Source organism: Pseudomonas sp. H1_G08 (assembly GCF_054681355.1).
In genome coordinates, this window is record NZ_CP162822.1 from 3,096,856 (window position 1) to 3,117,960 (window position 21,105).

Annotated in this window: 23 protein-coding genes; 3 read left to right on the forward strand and 20 right to left on the reverse strand. The window is 59.2% G+C overall.

Features of this window, described 5'->3' with window-relative positions; translation table 11 throughout:
• Positions 1-287: 287 nt before the first annotated feature.
• From AB4N85_RS13980 to AB4N85_RS14020, 9 genes are all read right to left on the reverse strand, one after another.
• Positions 288-893 carry an START domain-containing protein gene (locus tag AB4N85_RS13980; protein ID WP_460064764.1) on the reverse strand — a complete coding sequence of 202 codons (606 nt, stop codon included), beginning with the start codon at positions 891-893 and terminating at the stop codon, positions 288-290.
• 40 nt (positions 894-933) lie between these two features.
• Positions 934-1,188, reverse strand: a complete 255-nt coding sequence (locus tag AB4N85_RS13985) for a YkgJ family cysteine cluster protein (protein ID WP_016770949.1) — start codon at positions 1,186-1,188, stop codon at positions 934-936.
• 163 nt (positions 1,189-1,351) lie between these two features.
• Entirely contained in the window at positions 1,352-1,825 is a 474-nt protein-coding gene (locus tag AB4N85_RS13990; protein ID WP_076563781.1) for a translation initiation factor 2, read from the reverse strand.
• A 78-nt stretch (positions 1,826-1,903) separates the two neighbouring features.
• A complete protein-coding gene (locus AB4N85_RS13995; RefSeq protein ID WP_041478242.1) occupies positions 1,904-3,343 on the reverse strand; it encodes an aminotransferase-like domain-containing protein in 1,440 nt (479 codons plus the stop codon).
• Positions 3,344-3,544: 201 nt separating this feature from the next.
• Complete coding sequence (locus tag AB4N85_RS14000) at positions 3,545-4,357, reverse strand: OmpA family protein (protein WP_041478241.1); 813 nt, start codon at positions 4,355-4,357, stop codon at positions 3,545-3,547.
• Positions 4,354-4,716 (reverse strand): DUF4398 domain-containing protein, encoded by a 363-nt coding sequence (locus AB4N85_RS14005; protein ID WP_038860459.1) that lies wholly within the window; start codon positions 4,714-4,716, stop codon positions 4,354-4,356. Before AB4N85_RS14005 ends, AB4N85_RS14000 begins: the two co-directional genes overlap by 4 nt.
• A 9-nt stretch (positions 4,717-4,725) precedes the next feature.
• Complete coding sequence (locus AB4N85_RS14010; protein WP_252868076.1) at positions 4,726-5,547, reverse strand: substrate-binding periplasmic protein; 822 nt, start codon at positions 5,545-5,547, stop codon at positions 4,726-4,728.
• An 81-nt stretch (positions 5,548-5,628) separates the two neighbouring features.
• Positions 5,629-6,558, reverse strand: a complete 930-nt coding sequence (locus AB4N85_RS14015; RefSeq protein ID WP_016770954.1) for an electron transfer flavoprotein subunit alpha/FixB family protein — start codon at positions 6,556-6,558, stop codon at positions 5,629-5,631.
• The gene (locus AB4N85_RS14020) at positions 6,559-7,308 is read right to left on the reverse strand and encodes an electron transfer flavoprotein subunit beta/FixA family protein (RefSeq protein ID WP_007908338.1); all 750 of its coding nucleotides are present in this window, start codon (positions 7,306-7,308) and stop codon (positions 6,559-6,561) included.
• A gap of 550 nt (positions 7,309-7,858) precedes the next feature.
• Between AB4N85_RS14020 and AB4N85_RS14025 the strand changes: the two genes are divergently transcribed.
• A complete protein-coding gene (locus AB4N85_RS14025) occupies positions 7,859-9,523 on the forward strand; it encodes an electron transfer flavoprotein-ubiquinone oxidoreductase (protein ID WP_016770955.1) in 1,665 nt (554 codons plus the stop codon).
• Positions 9,524-9,706: 183 nt separating this feature from the next.
• Here AB4N85_RS14025 and AB4N85_RS14030 read toward each other — a convergent pair whose 3' ends face one another.
• Entirely contained in the window at positions 9,707-10,597 is an 891-nt protein-coding gene (locus AB4N85_RS14030; protein WP_016770956.1) for an AraC family transcriptional regulator, read from the reverse strand.
• A 190-nt stretch (positions 10,598-10,787) separates the two neighbouring features.
• Here AB4N85_RS14030 and AB4N85_RS14035 point away from each other — a divergent pair, with 190 nt between their 5' ends.
• The gene (locus AB4N85_RS14035) at positions 10,788-11,840 is read left to right on the forward strand and encodes an NAD(P)-dependent alcohol dehydrogenase (protein WP_016770957.1); all 1,053 of its coding nucleotides are present in this window, start codon (positions 10,788-10,790) and stop codon (positions 11,838-11,840) included.
• A 9-nt stretch (positions 11,841-11,849) separates the two neighbouring features.
• Here the strand turns inward: AB4N85_RS14035 and AB4N85_RS14040 are convergent, their stop codons facing one another.
• The 10 genes from AB4N85_RS14040 to AB4N85_RS14085 form a co-directional block, all read right to left on the reverse strand.
• Entirely contained in the window at positions 11,850-12,653 is an 804-nt protein-coding gene (locus tag AB4N85_RS14040; protein WP_016770958.1) for an IclR family transcriptional regulator, read from the reverse strand.
• A 61-nt stretch (positions 12,654-12,714) separates the two neighbouring features.
• Positions 12,715-14,025, reverse strand: coding sequence for an MFS transporter (locus AB4N85_RS14045; protein ID WP_130888462.1), 1,311 nt, complete (start codon positions 14,023-14,025; stop codon positions 12,715-12,717).
• Between the two features lie 177 nt (positions 14,026-14,202).
• Positions 14,203-15,351 carry a galactonate dehydratase gene (gene dgoD, locus AB4N85_RS14050; protein ID WP_016770960.1) on the reverse strand — a complete coding sequence of 383 codons (1,149 nt, stop codon included), beginning with the start codon at positions 15,349-15,351 and terminating at the stop codon, positions 14,203-14,205.
• Positions 15,352-15,412: 61 nt separating this feature from the next.
• Positions 15,413-16,033, reverse strand: coding sequence for a 2-dehydro-3-deoxy-6-phosphogalactonate aldolase (locus AB4N85_RS14055; protein ID WP_071173195.1), 621 nt, complete (start codon positions 16,031-16,033; stop codon positions 15,413-15,415).
• A gap of 19 nt (positions 16,034-16,052) precedes the next feature.
• A complete protein-coding gene (locus AB4N85_RS14060) occupies positions 16,053-17,042 on the reverse strand; it encodes a 2-dehydro-3-deoxygalactonokinase (protein ID WP_041479409.1) in 990 nt (329 codons plus the stop codon).
• A gap of 295 nt (positions 17,043-17,337) precedes the next feature.
• Positions 17,338-17,784, reverse strand: coding sequence for a hypothetical protein (locus tag AB4N85_RS14065; protein ID WP_236168413.1), 447 nt, complete (start codon positions 17,782-17,784; stop codon positions 17,338-17,340).
• 56 nt (positions 17,785-17,840) lie between these two features.
• Positions 17,841-18,575, reverse strand: coding sequence for an alpha/beta hydrolase (locus AB4N85_RS14070; RefSeq protein ID WP_252868078.1), 735 nt, complete (start codon positions 18,573-18,575; stop codon positions 17,841-17,843).
• A gap of 6 nt (positions 18,576-18,581) precedes the next feature.
• Positions 18,582-19,076 carry a PAAR domain-containing protein gene (locus AB4N85_RS14075; protein ID WP_041479413.1) on the reverse strand — a complete coding sequence of 165 codons (495 nt, stop codon included), beginning with the start codon at positions 19,074-19,076 and terminating at the stop codon, positions 18,582-18,584.
• Positions 19,073-19,735 carry a hypothetical protein gene (locus tag AB4N85_RS14080; RefSeq protein ID WP_252868079.1) on the reverse strand — a complete coding sequence of 221 codons (663 nt, stop codon included), beginning with the start codon at positions 19,733-19,735 and terminating at the stop codon, positions 19,073-19,075. The genes AB4N85_RS14075 and AB4N85_RS14080 overlap by 4 nt, the downstream gene beginning before the upstream one ends.
• 159 nt (positions 19,736-19,894) lie before the next feature.
• Entirely contained in the window at positions 19,895-20,374 is a 480-nt protein-coding gene (locus AB4N85_RS14085; protein WP_041479417.1) for a GNAT family N-acetyltransferase, read from the reverse strand.
• A 377-nt stretch (positions 20,375-20,751) separates the two neighbouring features.
• On the opposite strand from AB4N85_RS14085, the gene AB4N85_RS14090 reads away from it, so the two are divergent.
• Positions 20,752-21,096, forward strand: coding sequence for a hypothetical protein (locus AB4N85_RS14090; protein WP_041479419.1), 345 nt, complete (start codon positions 20,752-20,754; stop codon positions 21,094-21,096).
• Positions 21,097-21,105: the final 9 nt, after the last annotated feature.

The window sequence follows — 21,105 nt, forward strand, 5'->3', positions numbered from 1 at the left end:
AAGTTGCAAAAATACAGCGGCGCCATGCCCTCTATTGGTCAATCCAGACCCCGGGGCGTGCGCGGTGCGCAAATGTTGCACGATCGTTCACACCATTGCCATTGATTACTGCCCAGCCCTTCGAGACTTTCATTCGAAGGCTGGCAACGCAATGGCAGTCAACAAGTGCGGGCGAATTGTCTTGGAGACTTTGTGAAAATTTCGTGCAACGCATATCTGGAAATACAATTTAGAGACAAAACAAAACGCCCCGAAGCGATCGGGGCGTTTTGCTTACAGCCAATTGATTATTTCTCGGCGCGTTCTTTCAGCGCTTTCAGGGTATTGAATGGCGCATCGACCACAAACTTGTTGGCGACCATGGCCGGCACGCTACCGCCCGGCTCGGTGTGCACCTGGTAAGTCACTTCAACCTGATCGCCTTTAGGCACGAACTTCCAGAAGCCTTTGACTTGCTGAACCCGCACGAAGCCTTTTTCTTCCGGCAGATAGGTCGGCACGCCTTCAAGATTACGGGTCAGGCTGCCATCGGCGCCCTCAACAGTGGTGATCTTCAACACCGAATCACGCGGGGTCACCGGCCACGGCGTATTGAATTGCGAATAGGTCCAGCTCAGATCGCCTTCGTGCTTGAGCAGTTTCTGGCTCTTGCATTCGTGAATCCACGCGCAGGCGCCGGAGACGTCTTCCTGCAAGGCACGCAGTTTGGCAACGGTGGTTTTCATCAGCGCAACGCCTTGGTAGGACTTGTAATCCGAACCGGGTATTTCGCTCAGGGAAACCTTGATGCCGTCTTCGTTCTTGGCAACTTTCCAGTCTTCCGCGTGGACGACCGAATTGGCAAGTACGGCAGTCAGACCACACAACACAGCGATACGGTGCAGCGAACCCATAGTTTTATTCCTTATTGTTGAAGTTCCGTTGGTGAACACATCACGCCGCCGTCATCTGCTCCCACCAGCCGATCAATCTGATCGCTTCTTCTGAACTGCTGCCGCAAACCTCGACATCCGCAGCGAAACCCGAGCACACAGCCGGACGTTCCGGACGGCCGAAAATGCTGCACAGGTTATCGACCGACAGTTGCACGCAACGTTCGCCGGCGGGTTTGCCATCGGGCATGCCGGGGATCGGCGAACTGATGGAGGGGGCAATGCAGCAAGCGCCACAGCCTTCACGGCATTTCATGACGAATAGATCCTCGCGACGGGCGATGTGTAAAGAGACGGGGAACAGAGTAACCGCTAAAACAGCTGTTTCAAATTGCTGCAAGCGGCTTTTCAACGATAAGTAAAAGTGACCGGGCAGTCTCCGACGAAGCGTCTGCTCTGCGCGTCGCAGAGGCCTGCATCTATTGCTTGAATTCGAAATCCAGCGCCGCGCCTTCCACATCGCGTCGCGCTTCGTTGCGCAATTGCAACTCCATTTCATTGCTGAGCAAGCGGCCGTTGAGCTGGAAGCCGTTATCTTTTTCGCCAAACATCTGCGGCAGGATCGCCTCGCGTTTGGGCAGTTCTACGGTGCCCTGTGGCTTCAGGTCTTCAACCATATCCTTGGGCAGGCTGAGATCGAGTTTTGCCGGCGGCAATTTGGTCTTGGCCACTTCGCTCGCGGATTTCGACTTCGAGGCAACCGGGCGGCGCTTCTTCACCGTGGCGTTTGTTTTGGCCTGGGCTTTTTTTGCCGGAGCCACGGTTTTGACGGCTTTCTTCGTCGTACTGGTCGCTGCCGGTTTTTCCTGGGCTGCGGCCGCCATGACACCCGGTGCCTGACCGATCATCAACAAACCCAGCAATACCCACGCGGCAGGAACAATGGCTTTCATGGACCCAACGAACTAACGGCAGAGGGCCACATGCTCGCTTGTTGTGCGTCACATGACAAGCCTCAGCGCCCTCCCCGTTCAGAATCCGCCAGCCATTTCCTGACACAGTTGGGTGGCCAACAGACCCAACGTCATCAGCGCGCGCTCCGCCTCGCGGTTCCACGGAATGCCGCAATTGAGCCGGATACAGTGGTTGAACTGCTCGGTGTTGCTGAAGATCAGCCCCGGCGCGATGCTGATGCCTTGTTGCAGTGCGCGGACATGTAATTCCTGGGTGTTGACCCGCCCCGGCAAGCTCACCCAAAGGATGAAACCGCCCGTTGGCCGGGACATCTGCGTGCCTTCAGGGAAATGCTGTTGAACCGCCAGCTGGAACGCGCTGAGGTTTTTCCGGTACTCCTGGCGGATGTAGCGTAAATGCCGGTCATAACCGCCGTTTTCCAGATACGCGGCAATCGCCATCTGCGTGACGCTGCACGCCGAATGGGTGCTGAAGGTTTGCAGGCGCTGGATTTCCTGTTGGTATTTGCCGGCGATCATCCAGCCGATACGCACACCTGGCGACAAGGTTTTGGAGAAGCTCGAGCAGTAGATCACCCGATCCAGCCTGTCGTAAGCCTTCAGCGCCTTGGTACGGCCCTGCTCGAACATCAGTTCGCCGTAGATATCGTCTTCGACAATCTGAATGTCGAAATCCGAGGCCAGACGCAACAACTGTTTCTGCCGCTCTTCCGGCATGGTTCCGCCGAGGGGATTGCTCAGGCGCGTGGTCAGCACCAGCGCCTTGATCGACCACTGGTTGGCGGCCAGTTGCAAGGCTTCCAGGCTCATGCCGGTGGCGGGGTCGCTGGGGATTTCGATGACCTTCAGGCCAAGCAGATCGGCCAGTTGCAGCAGGCCGTAATAGGTCGGTGATTCGGCAGCGATCAGATCCCCCGGCCGGGTCAGCACACGCAATGACATCTGCAAGGCGTCGACACAGCCGTGGGTAATCACCACTTCCGACGGATCGACCACCACGCCGGCGTCACGCATGCGGATCGCGACTTGCCGACGCAGCGGTTCGAAGCCGGGGCTGAACATGTAGCTGAACGCCCGTGGACTGTGAAACCGGGTGACCTTGGCCAGTTGCTGATGCAGCGCGCGCACCGGTAAATAATCGACACTCGGCACCGCAGCGCCCAGCGGAAACACGCCTTCGCGCCGCGACTCGACCAATACCTGCTGGATGATGCTGCTGCGCGTCACCAGCCCCGGCCGTTCGACCCGGGCAATATCCGGCGTCGGCGCGGTCAGCGCTGGGGTCTGGTGCACGTAGTAACCCGACTGCGGCCGAGCGCGGATCAGGCCCTGATCTTCAAGGTTGGCGTAAGCCTGCAACACCGTCGCATGGCTGACGTTGAGCTGCGAACTCATCTTGCGCACCGAAGGCACGCGCTCCCCCGGTTGATAGACACCACGGCGGATGTCTTCGGCCAGTTGCTGAGCAATACGTTGGTAGAGCAAGAGATTGGTCATGACGCAGCACTCGATTTCACGGGCGTTTTATTCTTGTCTGAAACAATACCGGAACAGTTTAGAAGTGTACTGGGACAGTTGCCAGATTACTCGACCGTACAGTGGGGTGTCTGCCCCATCTGTACGGTTTTGCGCAGCAATCGACAGACATAAAAAAGCCCGGCACTGCATGACAGTCCGGGCTTTCCAGAGACGCAGCCCTCAGCGGGCGGCGCCGAGCTGGCCTTTTTCGTCGGAGAACACGATTTCCACCCGGCGGTTCTGCGCCCTGCCGCGCTCGGAGGCGTTGGCGTCAACCGGGAACTGGTCGCCATAACCTTCGACCTGAATGCGTTTTTCATCGATGCCCAGATCGACCAGCACGTCAGCTACCGACTGCGCACGATCGCGGGACAGTTTGAGGTTTTCCTGTTTGCCACCGGTGCTGTCGGTGTAGCCCTCGATGCGCACCACGCGCTTGGGGTTGAGTTGCAGGAACTGGACGATCTTCAGCACGACACGGTTGGCCGAGTTTTTCAGTTCCGCCTGGCCGGTGTCGAACAACACGTCGCCGAGGGTCATGACCAGCCCCCGATCGGTCTGAGTGGTGGCCAGCGCCTCGATCTGTTCCTCCAGCCACTTGCCCTGCTGCTGCACACTGAGCAGCTTCGACTCGCGCAGAGCCAGTTGCAGACGCTGACGCTCAAGCTCGAGCTTGGCTGCGCGTTCCTCGTTGAGCGCCTGGTTGGTGTGCTCGCGGGCGATTTCGCTGTAGCGCTGGCTCAAGTAGGCGTAATGCACCACGTCGGCACCGCTGCCCCAATAGGTCGACAGCCGATCGGCACGGGCCAGGGATTCGCCGGCGCGGATCACGTCTTTCGGCGCAATGCGCAGGACGTTGGAATCTTCCTTGACCTTCTGGAAATCAGCGCCGGCCTGTTGCAGCGCCGCCTCACTGTGCTGGCCGGCGCAGCCGTACAGGCTGGCGCAACCGGCAAGAAGCAGGATGCCGAAAGCGTTGGACTTGAGGCTCATTGTGCTTCCCCCAGTTGCAGCTGCTTGCGCAGGCGGACAATGCGGGTATTGAGCACATTCAGCTGTTCTTCACTTTTTTTCGTCAGCACCTTGGCCTCGGCCAGACGTGCATCCAGTTCCGCCTGCTCGGCACGCATGCGCGCGTTGCGATAGGACTCGTCGGCCATGCTGCCTTTGGCGCGGTTGTATTTGGTTTCGGCCAGTTGCATTTCCGGCACTTCGTCGGCGGTAGCGCCGACTGCCTTGGCCTGCACGATGGCTTGTTCGGTCAAACGCATTTGTTCACTGGGTGCCGGATCGGATGCGCACCCGGCCAGGGCCAGAACGGCCACAGCCGCGAAAAGAGGTCGAATACTCACTAAGAATCCCTACTGTTTTGGGGCACTGACAGGTTGTGGCGGCTGTTGCTGTTGCGCCTTCCAGCGCTCGATGTTGCTTTGCAGCGCGGCTTCCGTCAGTCCGGACGCGGGCAATTCTGTCATCTTTTTGGCGAGCTGTCCGCGCAACCACGGATCGTTGCAGGCCGAGTTATGCGAAACCGCGAGGAACAGACCCGGCCGGTCGATGGGTTGTTCGAACGCCAACAGATCGCTGGTCATGCCCAATGTCTGCGCGGCGGCCAGGCCTGAATACCGTCCGGCGAGAACATATTCCACCTCGCCCAAAAGAAGTTTCTGCAGGGCCTGGGTAAGATTGGCTGTCCGCGTCAGGGTCAGATTCTGTTCGGCGAAAGTGCCGAATGCCTGGGTCATCCGAGACTTTTCCGACACCGCGCCGGCATGGCCCTTCAGGTCGCTGGCCTCGCCGTAGGACAGCGTCGAGCCTTTGCGCGTCCACACCAGATAGTCGTTTTCCAGCAGTGGCGGATGGATGTAGTCGAGGTTTTCCAGCTCATTCACGGTCAACGGCGCGTCGGCCAGCATGTCCATGCGCCCGCTGCGCACTTCATCGAGGGCCTGCGAGCGTTTGCCGGCGTAGAGCAGGTCAACTTTGATGCCCAGATCCTTGGCCACTTGCTGCAACAGATCGGCACTGGCGCCGATCAGGCGCTTGGGGTTTTGCGGGTCCTGCCACAGATAGGGCGGCGCATCCGGGCTGCCGGTGACAACCAGGCGCTCGCACTTGCCAGCGGCCGTGGCCAGACCTGGCAACAGCACCCATCCCAACAACCATCCGCAGCGCAGATCCATGGCAAAACCCTCCCGCTTGAAATTCGAGACAAAAAAAAGCCCGACCAACAGGCCGGGCTCTTTATAAGTGAAGACGCCGGATTAGACCAGCTTCTCCAGCTCAGGTACTGCTTCGAACAGATCCGCCACGAGACCGTAATCGGCCACCTGGAAGATCGGCGCTTCTTCGTCCTTGTTGATCGCAACGATCACTTTGGAGTCTTTCATACCGGCCAAGTGCTGGATCGCGCCGGAGATACCGACGGCGATGTACAGCTGTGGCGCAACGATCTTGCCGGTCTGACCGACCTGCATGTCGTTCGGTACAAAACCTGCGTCGACCGCAGCGCGCGAAGCGCCAACAGCAGCGCCAAGCTTGTCGGCCAGCGCGTACAGGTGTTTGAAGTTGTCACCGTTCTGCATGCCGCGGCCGCCAGAGACGACGATCTTGGCAGCGGTCAGCTCAGGACGATCGGACTTGGCCAGCTCTTCGCTGACGAAGCTCGAGGTACCGGCGTCGTGGGCAGCGCCAACGGCTTCAACGGCAGCCGAACCACCTTCAGCAGCAACCGGATCGAAACCGGTGGCACGCACGGTGATCACTTTGATCGCGGCGGTCGATTGCACGGTGGCGATGGCGTTACCGGCGTAGATCGGACGCTTGAAAGTGTCAGCGCTTTCTACCGAGATGATCTCGGAGATCTGGTCAACGTCCAGCGCAGCAGCAACGCGCGGCAGGATGTTTTTGCCGTTGGAGGTCGCGGCAGCCAGGATGTGGCTGTAGCCAGCGCCCAGCTCTGCAACCAGCGGTGCAACGTTTTCCGGCAGCTGATGCGCGTAAGCGGCGTTGTCAGCATTCAGGACTTTGCTCACGCCAGCAATTTTCGCTGCGGCTTCGGCCACCGGGCCTGCGCCCTGACCTGCTACCAGAACGTGGATGTCGCCGCCGATTTTGGCCGCAGCAGCCACGGTGTTCAGTGTGGCCGGGGCCAACACTTTGTTGTCGTGTTCAGCAATAACCAAGATAGTCATTTAGATTACCTTCGCTTCGTTCTTGAGTTTTTCAACCAGTTCAGCCACCGACTTGACCTTGATGCCCGCGCTGCGTGCAGCCGGCGCTTCGACTTTCAGGGTCTTGTTGGTGGAGGCGGTGGAAACGCCCAAAGCGTCCGGAGTCAGCACTTCGAGAGGCTTCTTCTTGGCTTTCATGATGTTTGGCAGGGACGCATAGCGCGGCTCGTTCAAACGCAGGTCGGTGGTGACGATGGCCGGCAGTTTCAGCGAAACGGTCTGCGCGCCGCCGTCGATTTCGCGAGTCACGGCAACGCTGTCGCCGGAGACTTCGACTTTCGAAGCGAAGGTGCCCTGACCGTAGCCGCTCAGTGCCGCGAGCATCTGGCCGGTCTGGTTGTTGTCGCTGTCGATCGCCTGTTTGCCAAGGATCACCAGCTGAGGCTGCTCCTTGTCGACAACGGCCTTGAGCAGCTTGGCCACGGCCAGCGAGGTCAGGTCTTCAGCGGATTCGACGAGGATGGCGCGGTCGGCACCCAGAGCCAGTGCGGTACGCAGCTGCTCCTGAGCGGTGGTCGGGCCGATCGAGACGACGACGATTTCAGTCGCAACGCCCTTCTCTTTCAGGCGTACGGCTTCTTCCACGGCGATTTCGCAGAACGGGTTCATCGACATCTTGACGTTGGCGAGGTCGACGCCGGAATTGTCCGCCTTGACGCGGACCTTGACGTTGTAATCCACAACGCGTTTGACAGCTACAAGAACCTTCATGGATTCCTCGTTACTCTCCGGTGAAAAGAAAGTCGCCTAGGCGAACCTGGCGGATGATGCTCATCGGGCGACAAGGGCACCTCTAAAAACGCCGGCTTGAATGTGAGGTGATTCACTTCGCGAAGAGCGGTGACCGTTCGTCAGGGGTGACTGTCGGGTCATTCATTCTCACGCTGTGTAAACTGCGCGCCGGACTTGCGCTGCGCATCACCGTCTACTGCCTGTGCCCTGTCTTTAGAGGTGCTCTTGAAACCGCCAGTCTGCCTACGGCGAGCGCAAAACCGCCCGTATCTTGACCGGAACGCCCATTCTGGTCAATACGCCAAAATGCCCTGTCATAAGCCGCGCTTCTTTGATTTATCAGGGCTGGAGGCGATTCAAACAAACGTTTGTATTGGACGCTAGGAGTGGTGTAGATATAATGCGCCGCCTAGAGAGAAAGGTGGATTCGCCAATATTCCCTTTGACGTTAACGTAAAGGCAATACGGATGCGAGATCAAACCTCCATATTAGAAAAAAAACTGTTGAGCCTTGAGTAGGAGATAGCCTGTGGAACGCGAATACATGGAATTCGACGTCGTCATCGTCGGTGCCGGCCCCGCTGGTCTGTCCGCCGCCTGCCGCTTGAAGCAGAAGGCCGCTGACGCCGGTAAGGAAATCAGCGTCTGCGTGGTCGAAAAAGGCTCCGAAGTCGGCGCGCACATCCTCTCCGGTGCGGTGTTCGAACCCCGCGCCCTGAACGAACTGTTCCCGGACTGGAAAGAACTCGGCGCACCGCTGAACACGCCAGTCACGCGCGATGACATTTTCGTACTGAAAAACGCCGACAGCGCGCAGAAGATTCCCGACTTCTTTGTGCCCAAGACCATGCACAACGAAGGCAACTACATTATCTCCCTGGGCAACCTGTGCCGCTGGCTGGCTCAGCAGGCCGAGAATCTGGGTGTGGAAATCTACCCGGGCTTCGCCGCTCAGGAAGCGCTGATCGATGAAAACGGCGTAGTGCGCGGGATCATCACCGGTGATCTGGGCGTCGACCGTGAAGGCAACCCGAAAGAAGGCCTGTACACCCCTGGCATGGAACTGCGTGGCAAATACACGCTGTTCGCCGAAGGCTGCCGTGGCCACATCGGCAAGCAACTGATCAAGCGCTACAACCTCGACAGCGATGCCGACGTGCAGCATTACGGCATTGGTCTGAAAGAGATCTGGGAAATCGACCCGGCCAAGCATCAGCCGGGCCTCGTGGTGCACACCGCCGGTTGGCCGCTGGACATCATGGGCACCGAGAACACCGGCGGCTCGTTCCTCTATCACCTGGAAAACAATCAGGTGGTGGTCGGTCTGATCGTCGACCTGTCCTACAGCAACACTTACCTGTCGCCGTTCGATGAGTTCCAGCGCCTCAAGCATCACCCGGTGCTCAAGCAATATCTGGAAGGCGGCAAGCGCGTCAGCTATGGCGCCCGCGCCATCGCCAAGGGTGGCCTGAACTCGCTGCCGAAAATGGTCTTCAAGGGCGGCGCGCTGATCGGTTGCGACCTCGGCACCCTGAACTTCGCCAAGATCAAAGGCAGCCACACCGCGATGAAGTCCGGCATGCTCGCGGCGGAATCGGTAGCCGATGCGCTGTTTGCCGAGCAGGATTGCACCGTCGAACTGACCACTTACGTCGACGCATTCAAGAACAGCTGGCTGCATGAAGAACTGTTCGCCAGCCGTAACTTCGGCCCGGCGATCCACAAGTACGGCGCGATCATCGGCGGTGGTTTCAACTGGCTGGACCAGAACATCTTCGGCGGCAAACTGCCGTTCACCCTGCGCGACACCAAGCCGGATTACGCCTGCCTCAAGCTCGCGGCCGACTGCAAGAAGATCGATTACCCGAAACCTGACGGCAAACTGAGTTTCGACAAACTCAGCTCGGTGTTCATCTCTGGTACCAACCACGAAGAAGAGCAGCCGTGCCACTTGAAGCTGACCGACCCGAGCATCCCGATCAGCAAAAACCTGCCGCTGTACGACGAACCGGCGCAGCGTTACTGCCCGGCCGGCGTATACGAGGTGATTACCAAGGAAGATGGCGAGAAGCGCTTCCAGATCAACGCCCAGAACTGCGTGCATTGCAAGACCTGTGACATCAAGGATCCTGCGCAGAACATCACCTGGGTGGCGCCGGAAGGTGCCGGCGGCCCGACTTACCCGAACATGTAAGACGAAACGCTGAACAACAAGGCTCCCGAAATGGGGGCCTTTTTGTTGCCCAAAATTCCCCTGACACCACAAAACAACTGTGGGAGCGAGCCTGCTTGCGAAAGCGGTGTGTCATATGAAGATGATGTCGACTGATCCAGCGCCTTCGCGAGCAGGCTCGCTCCCACAGGGAATATCGGCGGATCAGGCAGCGCGCTCATCCCCCGGGCTGCGTTCGAAGTAGCGCTTGTACTCGCGGCTGAACTGCGACGTGCTCTGATACCCCACCCGATGCGCCACCTGCGCGACACCCAGCCCCTCCGCCACCAGCAGCGTCTGCGCCTTCAACAAGCGCAAACGCTTGAGATACTGCACCGGCGACAACAACGTGCTGCGCTTGAAATGCTCATGAAACGTCGACACGCTCATGTTCGCGCAACCGGCCAGTGTCTCGACATTGAGCGGCTCGGTGTAATGCGCATGCAGATGGCTGATCGACGCCGCCACCCGGGCGAATTGCCCTTGTTGCTCGACCAACGCACGCAATACATCCGCCTGCGGCCCGCGCAACGCAACGAACAACAACTCGCGGACCCGCGCCGGGCCGAGAATCTGGCATTCCAGCGGATCGTGCAGACAGCTAAGCAGCCGTTCGACACAACCGCGCATGCCATCGTCGAGCACCACCGAGGTCATCGACTCCGGCGTCTGCGCCGGAATATGCCGACCCGGCGCCAGCCCCATAGCCAGCACCAATTCGCCGAGCAGGACGCGATCAATCGCCACCGACACACCGAGCAATGGCGCATCGGGCAAGGCAAAAGTTTCACATTCGAACGGCACCGGCAGCGCCTGGATCAGGTAATGCCCGGCGCCGTATTCCATGGTTCGTGGGCCGAGGAACGCCAGTTTGCTGCCCTGGGCGATGATCATCAGGCTCGGCTCGTAAATGTGCGGGCCACGGGCGACGTCGCAACTGGCGCGCAGGATCTGCACACCGGGCAGGCCGGTCTGGCTGTAGCCATCGCGCAGCGCCAGCGGTTCGATCAGCGAAACCAGCCGGGCATTGGCATCAAGATGACGGGTCAACTGCATCGAATAGGTCTTCGTAAAATTCACGGAAAAGGGGATGAAAACATCATCGCAGATCCGCTGACCAATGCGATCGCCGAAACCCGCATGCCGGAGGATTAGGCATGAGACCCGGAGAAATCGTCATGGCCGCACCCGCGTCTGACGGCCAGAATTCACCGCCTCACTTGTCACTGTTTTTGCGAGGTCACCCATGTACACCGCCATCGGCTATGCCGCCCAATCGGCCACCACCCCCCTCGCCCCGATGAAATTCGAACGCCGCAGCCCGCGCGCCGACGACGTGGCGATCGAAATTCTCTACTGCGGCGTCTGCCATTCCGACATCCATCAGGCACGCAACGAATGGGGCATCGCCGTTTATCCGCTGATGCCTGGCCATGAGATCGTCGGAAAAGTCACCGCAGTCGGTGCGAATGTCACCCGTCACAAGGTAGGCGATCTGGTTGGCGTCGGCTGCATGGTCGACTCCTGCCGCAGCTGCGAAGCCTGCCAGGCGAACCTCGAGCAATATTGCCTCGAAGGCCCGACCATGACCTACGCCACCCCGGATCGGGTTGATGGCAGCAACACCATGGGCGGTTACTCCGACAGCATCGTGGTCAGCGAACACTTCGTTGTGCGCATCCCCGAGAAACTCGCACTGGCCAGCGCCGCACCGATTCTCTGCGCCGGCATCACCACTTACTCGCCGCTCAAGCACTACGGCGTCAAGGCCGGTGACAAGGTCGGCATTCTTGGCATGGGTGGCCTCGGCCACATGGGCATCAAGTTCGCCAAGGCCATGGGCGCGGAAGTCACGCTGTTCACCCGTTCGGCGAGCAAGGCTGAAGAAGGTCGCCGTCAGGGCGCCGATCACGTCATCGTCTCCACCGATGCCGAGCAGATGAAGGCCGCGGCCGGCTACTTCGACTTCCTGCTCGATACCATTCCGGTGCAACACGATTTGAACCCGTACCTCGACACCCTGCGTTTCGACGGCGTGCACATTCTGGTCGGCCTGATCGAGCCAGTGAACCCGCCCGTGCACGCCGGCAAACTGGTGATGAGCCGTCGCGTACTGGCCGGCTCCCTGATCGGCGGTATCGCCGAAACCCAGGAAGTGCTGGATTTCTGCGCCGAACACAACATCACCTGCGACATCGAAATGCTCGACATCCGCCAGATCAACGAAGCCTACGCGCGGATGATTGCCGGTGACGTCAAGTACCGCTTCGTCATCGACATGGCGACGCTGAAGGCCTAAACCTTAGGGCTATACCTTCAAACCAAGCTCCGCCGACAGCCGGGTTGTGACCCCTTTGAGCAGGGGGATCAACTCGGCCATTTTTTCCAGCGGCATGTACGGCACGGTGCTGGCGATACTGATCGCCGCGACGATGCCCTTGCTCGCATCACGAATTGGCGCCGCCACACAGCGGATCGACGGTTCGTTGTCTTCCAGATCGAACGCGTAGCCACCGGCAACGTATTCGCCCATGCGCTGCTCCAGCTGCTCCCACGATTGCTGCGGATGCTGCGGCCAGAACTGACTTTTGCCACCCGCCGGCAGGCTGATGTCGTACAGCCGCCGCCAATCCTGCGGCGAATCATCGAGCATCAAGGCCTTGCCGATCCCGGTGCGTACCAGCGGCATGCGATGGCCAACCCGTGAGCGCATTTCCGGGCCGTTGCGCCCTGGATTCTTCAGCAGGTACAGCACTTCGTCGCCTTCGCGGATTCCGAGGTGCACGGTATCGCCGGTCAGCGCCGACAACTCATCCAGATACGGCCCGGCCAACGTCACCAGCGGCAACTCTTCGCGGGCCTGAAAGCCCAGTTCGATCAGTTTCGGCCCGAGCAGATAACCGATTTGCGGCACCACGCGCAGATAACGCTCGTCGACCAGACAGCTGGCCAGACGATGGGTAGTGCTGCGCGTGGTGCCGATCAGCCGGGCAATCTCCTTGAGATCACGCGCGCCACTGGCCACCGCCTGCACCACACCGAGGCCGCGCAGCAGCGTCTGGGTGCCGGTGGGCGCGGCGTCCTTGGTTTTTTCCGGGGCGTCTTCCTGCATATCCAGCCTTTTACCGTTGAGCGAAGGAACGGGCGGCATTATGGTCGCCCGAGACTGAGCACTACAACTCGATACGCTCGACCTTGCCCACCAGCAGCACGTAGGACAAGGCACCGACCAGCGCGAGCACGGCGATGTAGGTGATCGCCGGCGCGAACGAATCACCGCTGGCGAGGAAGCCGATCACGATCGGCGTAGCGATCGCCGAAAGATTGCCGATGAAGTTGAACACGCCACCGGTCAGGCCGAGCAACCGCGCCGGTGCCAGCGTCGACACCAGTGACCAGGTGATCGACGCCAGACCGTTGCCAAAAAATGCCAGGGCGAGGAAGGCAATCACCAGCGGCGTCGACTCGACAAAGTTGGCGCCGATGATCGAAGTCGAAATCAGCAGCCCGCCAATGATTGGCAACTTGCGCGCGAAGCCCACGGTGTAGCCGCGCCGGATCAGGAAGTCGGAAAAGAATCCCGAGCACAACACGCCGACGAACGCGGCAAGAAATGGCAGCGATGCGAGCAGACCGGACTTGATGAAGTCCATGCCGCGATATTTCACCAGATAGGTCGGAAACCAGGTGAGGAAGAACCACAGCGTCGAGTTCAGGCAGAACTGGCCGAGGTAGATGCCCCACAACTTGCGCTTGCTGAGGACGATGCCCAGATCGGTCCAACTGAATCTGGCCTTGACCTTGGCCGCCTCGGCCTGGATATCGACCAGCCCGCCGCCTTCGCGGATCAGGTCGATCTCCGCCTGATTGGTGCCTTTGAAATCGCGCGGCTCGCGATACACCGCGTACCAGATCAGCGCCCACAGAATGCCCACCGCACCGGTGGCGACGAACACCATGTGCCAGCCGAATGCATGTTGCAGCCACGCCAGCACCGGGGTCAGGAAGGCCAGGCCGACAAACTGTCCGGAGGTGTAGAAACCGATCGCCGTGGCGCGCTCGCGCTCAGGAAACCAGGTGGTGACCACGCGGCTGTTGATCGGATAGGCGGGCGCCTCCAGCGCACCGACGGCCATGCGCAGCACGAACAGGGCGATGAAGCTGCTGACGAAACCGAGCATCACCGTGGCCACCGACCACAGCAGCAGCGCGACGCTGTAAAGGATGCGCGGCGGCACGCGATCGACCAGCCAGCCGCCGGGGATCTGCATGGCAGCGTAAGTCCAGCCGAAGGCGGAGAAGATCAGACCGACGTGAACCGGATCGATGCCCAGCTCACTGGTCAGCGCCGGCGCGGCAATCGACAGGTTGCTGCGGTCGAGGTAGTTGATGACCACGGTGATGAACAGCAACACCATGATGAAAAATCGCTTGCGGCTAGGCGTGACTAAAGACGCCTGCCCGGAGAGGGTATGCGTTTGCATGAGGAGAGCCTCTTTTTATGTTTGTTGAGGTCATGACGCAGATCTCCTCTCCCTGGAGATCAAACTGTGGGAGCGAGCCTGCTCGCGAAAGCGTCGGGTCAGTCACATGGATGGCGGATGTGACATTGCATTCGCGAGCAGGCTCGCTCCCACAGGGATCAGTGCTGAATCAGGAGATCACCACTCGGCAAAGCTGCCATCGGCATGGCGCCAGATCGGGTTGCGCCAGCGATGGCCGACGGCGGCGCGTTCGATCACGTATTCCTCGTTGATCTCGATGCCCAGCCCCGGGCCGTTCGGAATCTTCACGAAGCCCTGGTCGTAGTCGAACACGCGCGGATCCTTCACATAGTCGAGCAAGTCGTTGCTCTCGTTGTAATGGATGCCCAGGCTCTGCTCCTGGATAAACGCGTTGTAACAAGCCGCGTCGAGTTGCAAACAGGCAGCCAGCGCGATCGGTCCCAGCGGACAATGCAGCGCCAGCGCGACGTCGTAGGCTTCGGCCATGTTGGCGATCTTGCGAGTTTCGGTGATGCCGCCAGCGTGGGAGGCATCCGGCTGGATAATGTCGACGTAGCCTTCGCTCAACACCCGTTTAAAGTCCCAGCGCGAGAACAGACGCTCGCCGAGGGCAATCGGCGTGCTGGTCAGCGGCGCCAGTTCTTTCAATGCTTCGTAGTTTTCGCTGAGCACCGGTTCTTCGATGAACATCAGTTTGTACGGGTCGAGCTCCTTCATCAGCACCTTGGCCATCGGCTTGTGCACGCGGCCGTGGAAATCGACGCCGATACCGACGTTCGGCCCCACCGCATCACGCACGGCGGCAACGTTGGCCAAGGCGAGGTCGACTTTCTCGAAAGTGTCGAGGAACTGCAGTTCTTCGGTGCCGTTCATTTTTACCGCAGTGAAACCACGGCTCACTGCTTCTTTCGCCGCACGCGCGGTGTCCGCCGGACGGTCGCCGCCGATCCACGAATACACACGAATCTTGTCGCGCACCTGGCCACCGAGCAGATCGCTGACCGACACGCCGAGGGCCTTGCCCTTGATGTCCCACAGCGCTTGGTCGATACCGGCCAGCGCGCTCATGTGGATCGCGCCGCCACGGTAGAAGCCACCGCGATAGAGCACGGTCCAGATGTCTTCGATATTGCGTGGGTCTTTGCCGATCAGGTAGTCGGACAATTCTTCCACCGCAGCAGCTACGGTATGCGCGCGCCCTTCGACCACAGGCTCGCCCCAACCGGTCACGCCCTCGTCGGTTTCGACCTTGAGGAAGCACCAGCGCGGCGGAACGATGAAGGTCGTGAGTTTGGTGATTTTCATCTCTGCTCTCTTTTGTAAATGCAGCTTTTATTAGATGCAGCGCACACAGCGCCAAAAAGTCTTAACGCAGGGCTTTCCAGGCAGCCACGTAGGCCTTGGCATTGACCGCCACCTGCTCGGGCGTCATGCCCGGTTTGAACAGACCGGAACCGAGGCCGAAACCTTTCACACCGGCATCGATAAAGGCCTGCATGTTGTCCGGTGTGATCCCGCCGACCGGCGCCAGCACCGTGCCGGCTGGCAACACCGCCAGCCAGGCCTTGACGACCGCCGGGTTCATTTGCTCGGCCGGAAACAGCTTGAGAATGTCCGCGCCCTCAGCCAGTGCGGCGAAGGCTTCGGTCGGCGTGGCCACACCCGGCGACAGGTACAGCCCCGCCGCTTTCGCCGCGCGCAACACCTTGGCATCGCTGTGCGGCATGACGATCACTTGGCCGCCAGCAGCTTTGACCTGCTCGACCTGCTCGGGGCTGAGCACCGTGCCAGCACCGATCAGGCAATCGGCGGGCAGCGCATCACGCAGGATGCGGATACTTTCGTACGGCGATGGGGAATTGAGCGGTACTTCGATGACGCGAAATCCGGCGGAATACAGGACTTCTCCGACAGCCGCCGCTTCCTGCGGTTGCAGGCCACGCAGAATCGCGATCAGACCGTTTTGTGCCAGTGCTTGCTTGAGCATGTCAGGCCTCCAGTCAGGGTTAACGGGATGAGGAATCGATCAGTCCGGCGGCGCGCGCCAGTTGCCACAGGCCACGCTCGGTCGCCTGCTCGGCCAGCGTCACCCGAGCAAAGCCGCAGGCGTCGAGGGCGCGTTGATAGCGTGCGCACAGAAGCGCATTGCCGATGAGCACGATCGCTGGAAGATTCGCTTGATTGCGCCGGCGCCGCTGCACATTGGCGAGCGCGGCCAGCTCATGGCCGATCATCAGACCGGACAGATAATCCGCCTGAGCAGTCGGGCTCAGTTCACCGGTCAGGCCGAGGGTGCGGGCGCTGAACAAGGTCGAGAGCACACCGAGCTCGGCATCTGTCGACAGCGCGATTTGCACGCCGCGATCGAACGCCTGCGCATCGAAGGTCGCGCTCGGTTGTTGGGTACGGCCGAGAATGCTGTGCTCGCTGAGCACGGCAAACACTTCGCCGGTCATGAACGTGTCGAAATGGGTGATGCGGCCATCGACCACCTCCACCCACTTCGAGTGGCTGCCAGGCAGGCCGATCAGCAGATCATTACCCGCCTCGACCGGCAGACTTTGCAGCACGCCGAGGACTTGGGTTTCTTCGCCGCGCATTACATTCGGCAGACGCGAACGCTGGATCACGCCCGGGACGATATGCACCGGCGTACCGCGCAGACTGACAACGGTTTGTAGGGAATTTCCGAGATGGGCGACGTCGGCTGGCGTTTCGCAGTAAGGCGCTTCGCGCCAGCCCTGCGCACTGCCGACCATGCCGCAAGCGATCACCGGCAGATCCGGCTGCGCATCGAGCCAGTCACCGCAGGCCTCGTCGAAGGCCAGTTCAAAACCATCGGCGCATTCACGGCCGTGGATGATTCGCGGGGTCTTGGGCAACTGCATGATCCCGGACGACAGCGCACGCTGCTCCAGCACCACACCGTCCGCCGCGAGTTTGTAAGCACGTAATGAGGTCGTCCCCCAATCGAGCGCGATCAATTGCGCCTGCATCGCTTCACCTGTTTTGTTTTTGGCAGTGAGTGCGACGGACTATAAACCCGGGCGGGCTAAAATCTCAATATATAAATATCAATCCCATATTTTGGGATTCGCGCAAGTGGCGAGCTTGTCTTGTCGCGGGTACAAATCGTGCTTCGTAAGGATCAACGGAGAAAAAGCCAAGGTATTAAAGATTTTCTGCGAAAGGCGCTGCATGCATCTGCTCAGCGGACATTGAAAGGCGGCAGAGGAGCAATCGAGATCAGGCTCCCTCCCGCCAGAAAAGGAGCCTGGATGAATGAAGGATTCACTCCCTGTTGATAGCTCGCGCCAGGTCGGCAGTTGGCACACGCATGATTTGGGAAAAATACGTTTTGTAAGGAGTCGTATGAACGCGGAACACGCAGGAAATAAAACGTCTGTTCGTAAACCAACGATTGAGCACCGGCCCCTCCGGAAAGATTTCCGCGCCCTTTTCGCCAGTCGACTCTCTGAAAATCACGTCGGCTTTGTACTCGTTTGCAGCGCCACTCTCATCGCGCTCAACAAGGCCAAAACCGGAGCGTTTTATCTGGTGCCCAACAGAAAAGTCCACATCATCATCCACAGTACATACCAACCCTTGGCTTATATGTGATGTGAACAACTCGAGTAATTCCACATCGGCGAGAAAGTGAACCTGATAGATTCCGGTGTCTTCCAACTCATCAACACCGGAATAAAACAGCTTCGCAGCCGGCTTTTCGTGATTCATTGAACATCCAGAACATATGACCAATAAACCCATCAAAAAAAATCGAGACACGATGTTCATTCCTTGAAAAAACTCAAGACCGACTCGTTAAAAATCTGACGAGCAGTCTTGCCGTTATCCAACGGCCGCAAATACATAATATTTGCATCCGCATGATTCACATCTACGCGCCCCATTACATTAGGCCCGGTAGAAACCTCCCATTGTTCACCAAAACTAGCAACCGTATCTGATACGTTCGTTATCTTCGGCGCAGCGCGAATATTAACCCAGTACTGAGCCTTGGGCTTGGGTGGCAACCGGTAGATATTGGAAATACCCCAGACCATTACACCTTCGCCAACCGGATCGATGGTCAATAACATTCTCACTGTATAGCCCTTCTCCGTGAGAGTGGCTGAAAGGTGGGCGCCATTCCAGCCTCCCAGACTATGACCCACAATGTACACAGCGGTTGAGCAGTCAGGGATCTTCGCCAGTACCTTTTCAGATAGGTCTTTATCGCTAATGAAATCATTATAGCCAAGAGGCCACGACTCAAATTTTCCCACAGGAAATTTCAACGCCTTGGCATCTCTGATAAAGATTTCGCGCACCGCGTCGACATTATTATTTGGCCCACTGAAGTAATAACTTTCCTGGTCTCCAGCACCACCAATAAAAAAAACCACAAAATTCCGCAGAGATATGGCCACCTGCTTATTGGTCTGATCGGTCTTGCATGTAAGTGTATGTGCTTTGACTTCCCTTTTCGCATGAGGTACTTCAGTAGGTGCATTGACTTCGGACATAAGCAATCATTCCACGAATAGTTTGATGGTTTCTGCCACGTGCGAACTGACCATATGAGTGAATCCGTTCGCATCAGTAACACCGTGTTCCTCACTTCCGTCGCCTCGTTGAATGGTGTAGGCGTGATAAGGCACTGGCTGTCCAGTCGCTTCATTCGTCACTTGCAACCGGTCAGTGAAATGCACCGGCATCGGCAACAGCCCACTAAATGCGGCCCCTCCCCCACTTTGGCCGATGATCACCGTGCCCGAGCCACCGATCACGACATTGCCATGCCCACCAGTGCTATCGAGCATCGCGGCATTCAGGCCGTTAATGAAAACAGTGCCGGAGACCGCTCCGGTGATAGGGCTGCCACACGCTGATTTATCGGTCATGCGTGCAGCAGCGAGGCCGTCGAAGAATACGTCCGGCGAGCCGGAGACAATCGGGTTGGTGCCGTGACCTGGCAGTGGGCAGGCGGTTGGGTCGGTGACGCGAGCTGCGGGTTTACCACTCAATTCAAAGCTCCTTGCTTAAGGGGTGCCGGGGATGGCTGATAGATGTCGATGTCGGTCGCGGCAAAGCGCCAGCGATTATCGACCGGGTCGAACAGAGCATGACAATGCTCACGGCTTTCAGGTGATGTCGCGGTTTGTATGGCACGCCAGGCTTCGTTGGCTTGCCAACTCAACTCGGCAGGCGTTGCATCATCAAGTTCGTTGAGCCAGGCGTTGTAGTTGCGCAGGTGATTGCGCTCGAAAGTCGATTGCAGCAACTCGACCATTTCCACGCCAAGGTCCAGATGATGCCTGGAGGTCCAGCGCCCCACTTCGGAGTAGACGTGCCAGCCCATCGGGATCAACGCACCGTTTTTCAACAGAGAATGGCCGGCGAGAGCGACGAAGCCGCAACAGATGTGCAGCATCAGCCAGCCTTGATGAGCGTCGATAATCGCAGTTGGATCAAAGGTTCTCAGCGCTACCACACGGTATTCGCCGAGGCCGGCGCTGCGCGACATCAACTCGGCGTCGAGCCGCGACACGAAAGCCCGAATAGCCAGGCCGCCGGTGCGCTGGGCCATGCAGAGAATTTCGACAGCCTGTCGATTCGGGTCGTCGGAAGAGCCGGTAGTTTTCACCAGACCATACAGACGCATAGACGCCTGCAGTCCGCTCATAGCTGGTCACTCATTGACGCAGCGAGGGCTCCACAGGCGCGGAGAAATTTTGCCAGATGCATTGCAGGTGTCGTCCGTGAGCGCGCAAAAATGGCGCACAGAATGCCGGACCAGAGCGGTGGCGACAACTGAATCAGCAGTAGATTGCCATCATTGTGCTCAGCCCTCGGCAAACTCTCGCAACACCTTGCCATCCATGCGATACCGCACCCATTCCTCCTGCGGTTGTGCGCCGAGAGATTTGTAGAATTCGATGGCTGGGGTGTTCCATTCCAGCACGCTCCATTCGAAGCGGCCGCAGTCGTTGGCGCAGGCGATTTTCGCCAGGTGGCGCAGCAGGGTTTTGCCGGCGCCGCCACCGCGTTGTTCGGGGGTGATGTAAAGGTCTTCGAGGTACAGGCAGTTGCTGCCCAGCCACGTTGAATAGCTGAAGAAGAACACCGCGAAGCCGATCGGCAAGCCGTCGCGCAGGCAAATCAGGCCATGGGCGGTCGCGCCTTCGCCGAACAGGCTGCGTTCGATGTCGGCGACGCTGGCGATGACTTCGTGACGGGCCTTTTCGAAATCTGCCAGTTCGGTGATGAAGGCGAGGATTTGCGGCGCATCGCTGGGGGTCGCCGGGCGGATTTCGATCGTCATGGACGGGCCTTGTCTGCAAATTAAAGCGCCATACTAAGGCGCGCAGCGGCGCTCGTCACATGGCAAACATACTGACCTGCCCGATCGGGCGAACGCCGTTGCCCCTGTGGGAGCGAGCCTGCTCGCGAATGCGTCCTTCCAGTCAGCCTCGAGTCAACTGCTTCGCGAGCAGGCTCGCTCCCACAGTTGATAGCGCACGTTCTGAAAGGATGCTTATGACCGTTAACTGTTTTGCACCGATGGAAACACTAAAGATCGGCATCGTCTGAACAGCAGACACGCGACCCCGGAGAAGACCGTTCGTCGATCATCAGGCACCAATCCGTCATCAGGGCTGACCAACCCAGTGTAAGGATTCCAATCACTGGAGAAGCCCTATGATCTCGTCAAGGTTGACCGCTTTAGTCTTCAGCGCCCTGCTTTGCCCTGCGGTATTCGCCGCCTCGTCCACGGCAGCGGGCACTGGCCCTACCGATCCGACCCCGCCACGCGCGCCCGCCATCAACAGTGCTCCCGGTATGAATACCGATGGTTCCGGCGTGCCGCTGATCAATCAGCCACCCGCCACCGGCACCGATCCGCGCACACAAGGCAGCGATCCGGGCCGTCAGGGTGGCATGAACACGCCTGACTCTCCTGCCACTCCGCCTGACAATGCCGGCCCCGGTGTCGGCTCGAAAACCACCACCGGTGGCTCCGGTTCCGAAGGTGCCGGTCAGTAGTTCGCCGAC

What these genes read in the sequence shown, in the direction of transcription:
- AB4N85_RS14070 (WP_252868078.1), bottom strand. Translation starts at nt 18,575, where the DNA reads ATGTCCGAAGTCAATGCACCTACTGAAGTACCTCATGCGAAAAGGGAA.
- AB4N85_RS14010 (WP_252868076.1), bottom strand. Translation starts at nt 5,547, where the DNA reads ATGGATCTGCGCTGCGGATGGTTGTTGGGATGGGTGCTGTTGCCAGGT.
- AB4N85_RS14080 (WP_252868079.1), bottom strand. Translation starts at nt 19,735, where the DNA reads ATGAGCGGACTGCAGGCGTCTATGCGTCTGTATGGTCTGGTGAAAACT.
- AB4N85_RS14065 (WP_236168413.1), bottom strand. Translation starts at nt 17,784, where the DNA reads ATGAATCACGAAAAGCCGGCTGCGAAGCTGTTTTATTCCGGTGTTGAT.
- AB4N85_RS13985 (WP_016770949.1), bottom strand. Translation starts at nt 1,188, where the DNA reads ATGAAATGCCGTGAAGGCTGTGGCGCTTGCTGCATTGCCCCCTCCATC.
- AB4N85_RS14035 (WP_016770957.1), top strand. Translation starts at nt 10,788, where the DNA reads ATGTACACCGCCATCGGCTATGCCGCCCAATCGGCCACCACCCCCCTC.
- AB4N85_RS14015 (WP_016770954.1), bottom strand. Translation starts at nt 6,558, where the DNA reads ATGACTATCTTGGTTATTGCTGAACACGACAACAAAGTGTTGGCCCCG.
- AB4N85_RS14060 (WP_041479409.1), bottom strand. Translation starts at nt 17,042, where the DNA reads ATGCAGGCGCAATTGATCGCGCTCGATTGGGGGACGACCTCATTACGT.
- AB4N85_RS14085 (WP_041479417.1), bottom strand. Translation starts at nt 20,374, where the DNA reads ATGACGATCGAAATCCGCCCGGCGACCCCCAGCGATGCGCCGCAAATC.
- AB4N85_RS13995 (WP_041478242.1), bottom strand. Translation starts at nt 3,343, where the DNA reads ATGACCAATCTCTTGCTCTACCAACGTATTGCTCAGCAACTGGCCGAA.
- AB4N85_RS13990 (WP_076563781.1), bottom strand. Translation starts at nt 1,825, where the DNA reads ATGAAAGCCATTGTTCCTGCCGCGTGGGTATTGCTGGGTTTGTTGATG.
- AB4N85_RS14030 (WP_016770956.1), bottom strand. Translation starts at nt 10,597, where the DNA reads ATGCAGTTGACCCGTCATCTTGATGCCAATGCCCGGCTGGTTTCGCTG.
- AB4N85_RS13980 (WP_460064764.1), bottom strand. Translation starts at nt 893, where the DNA reads ATGGGTTCGCTGCACCGTATCGCTGTGTTGTGTGGTCTGACTGCCGTA.
- AB4N85_RS14040 (WP_016770958.1), bottom strand. Translation starts at nt 12,653, where the DNA reads ATGCAGGAAGACGCCCCGGAAAAAACCAAGGACGCCGCGCCCACCGGC.
- AB4N85_RS14090 (WP_041479419.1), top strand. Translation starts at nt 20,752, where the DNA reads ATGATCTCGTCAAGGTTGACCGCTTTAGTCTTCAGCGCCCTGCTTTGC.
- AB4N85_RS14020 (WP_007908338.1), bottom strand. Translation starts at nt 7,308, where the DNA reads ATGAAGGTTCTTGTAGCTGTCAAACGCGTTGTGGATTACAACGTCAAG.
- AB4N85_RS14055 (WP_071173195.1), bottom strand. Translation starts at nt 16,033, where the DNA reads ATGCTCAAGCAAGCACTGGCACAAAACGGTCTGATCGCGATTCTGCGT.
- AB4N85_RS14000 (WP_041478241.1), bottom strand. Translation starts at nt 4,357, where the DNA reads ATGAGCCTCAAGTCCAACGCTTTCGGCATCCTGCTTCTTGCCGGTTGC.
- dgoD (WP_016770960.1), bottom strand. Translation starts at nt 15,351, where the DNA reads ATGAAAATCACCAAACTCACGACCTTCATCGTTCCGCCGCGCTGGTGC.
- AB4N85_RS14045 (WP_130888462.1), bottom strand. Translation starts at nt 14,025, where the DNA reads ATGCAAACGCATACCCTCTCCGGGCAGGCGTCTTTAGTCACGCCTAGC.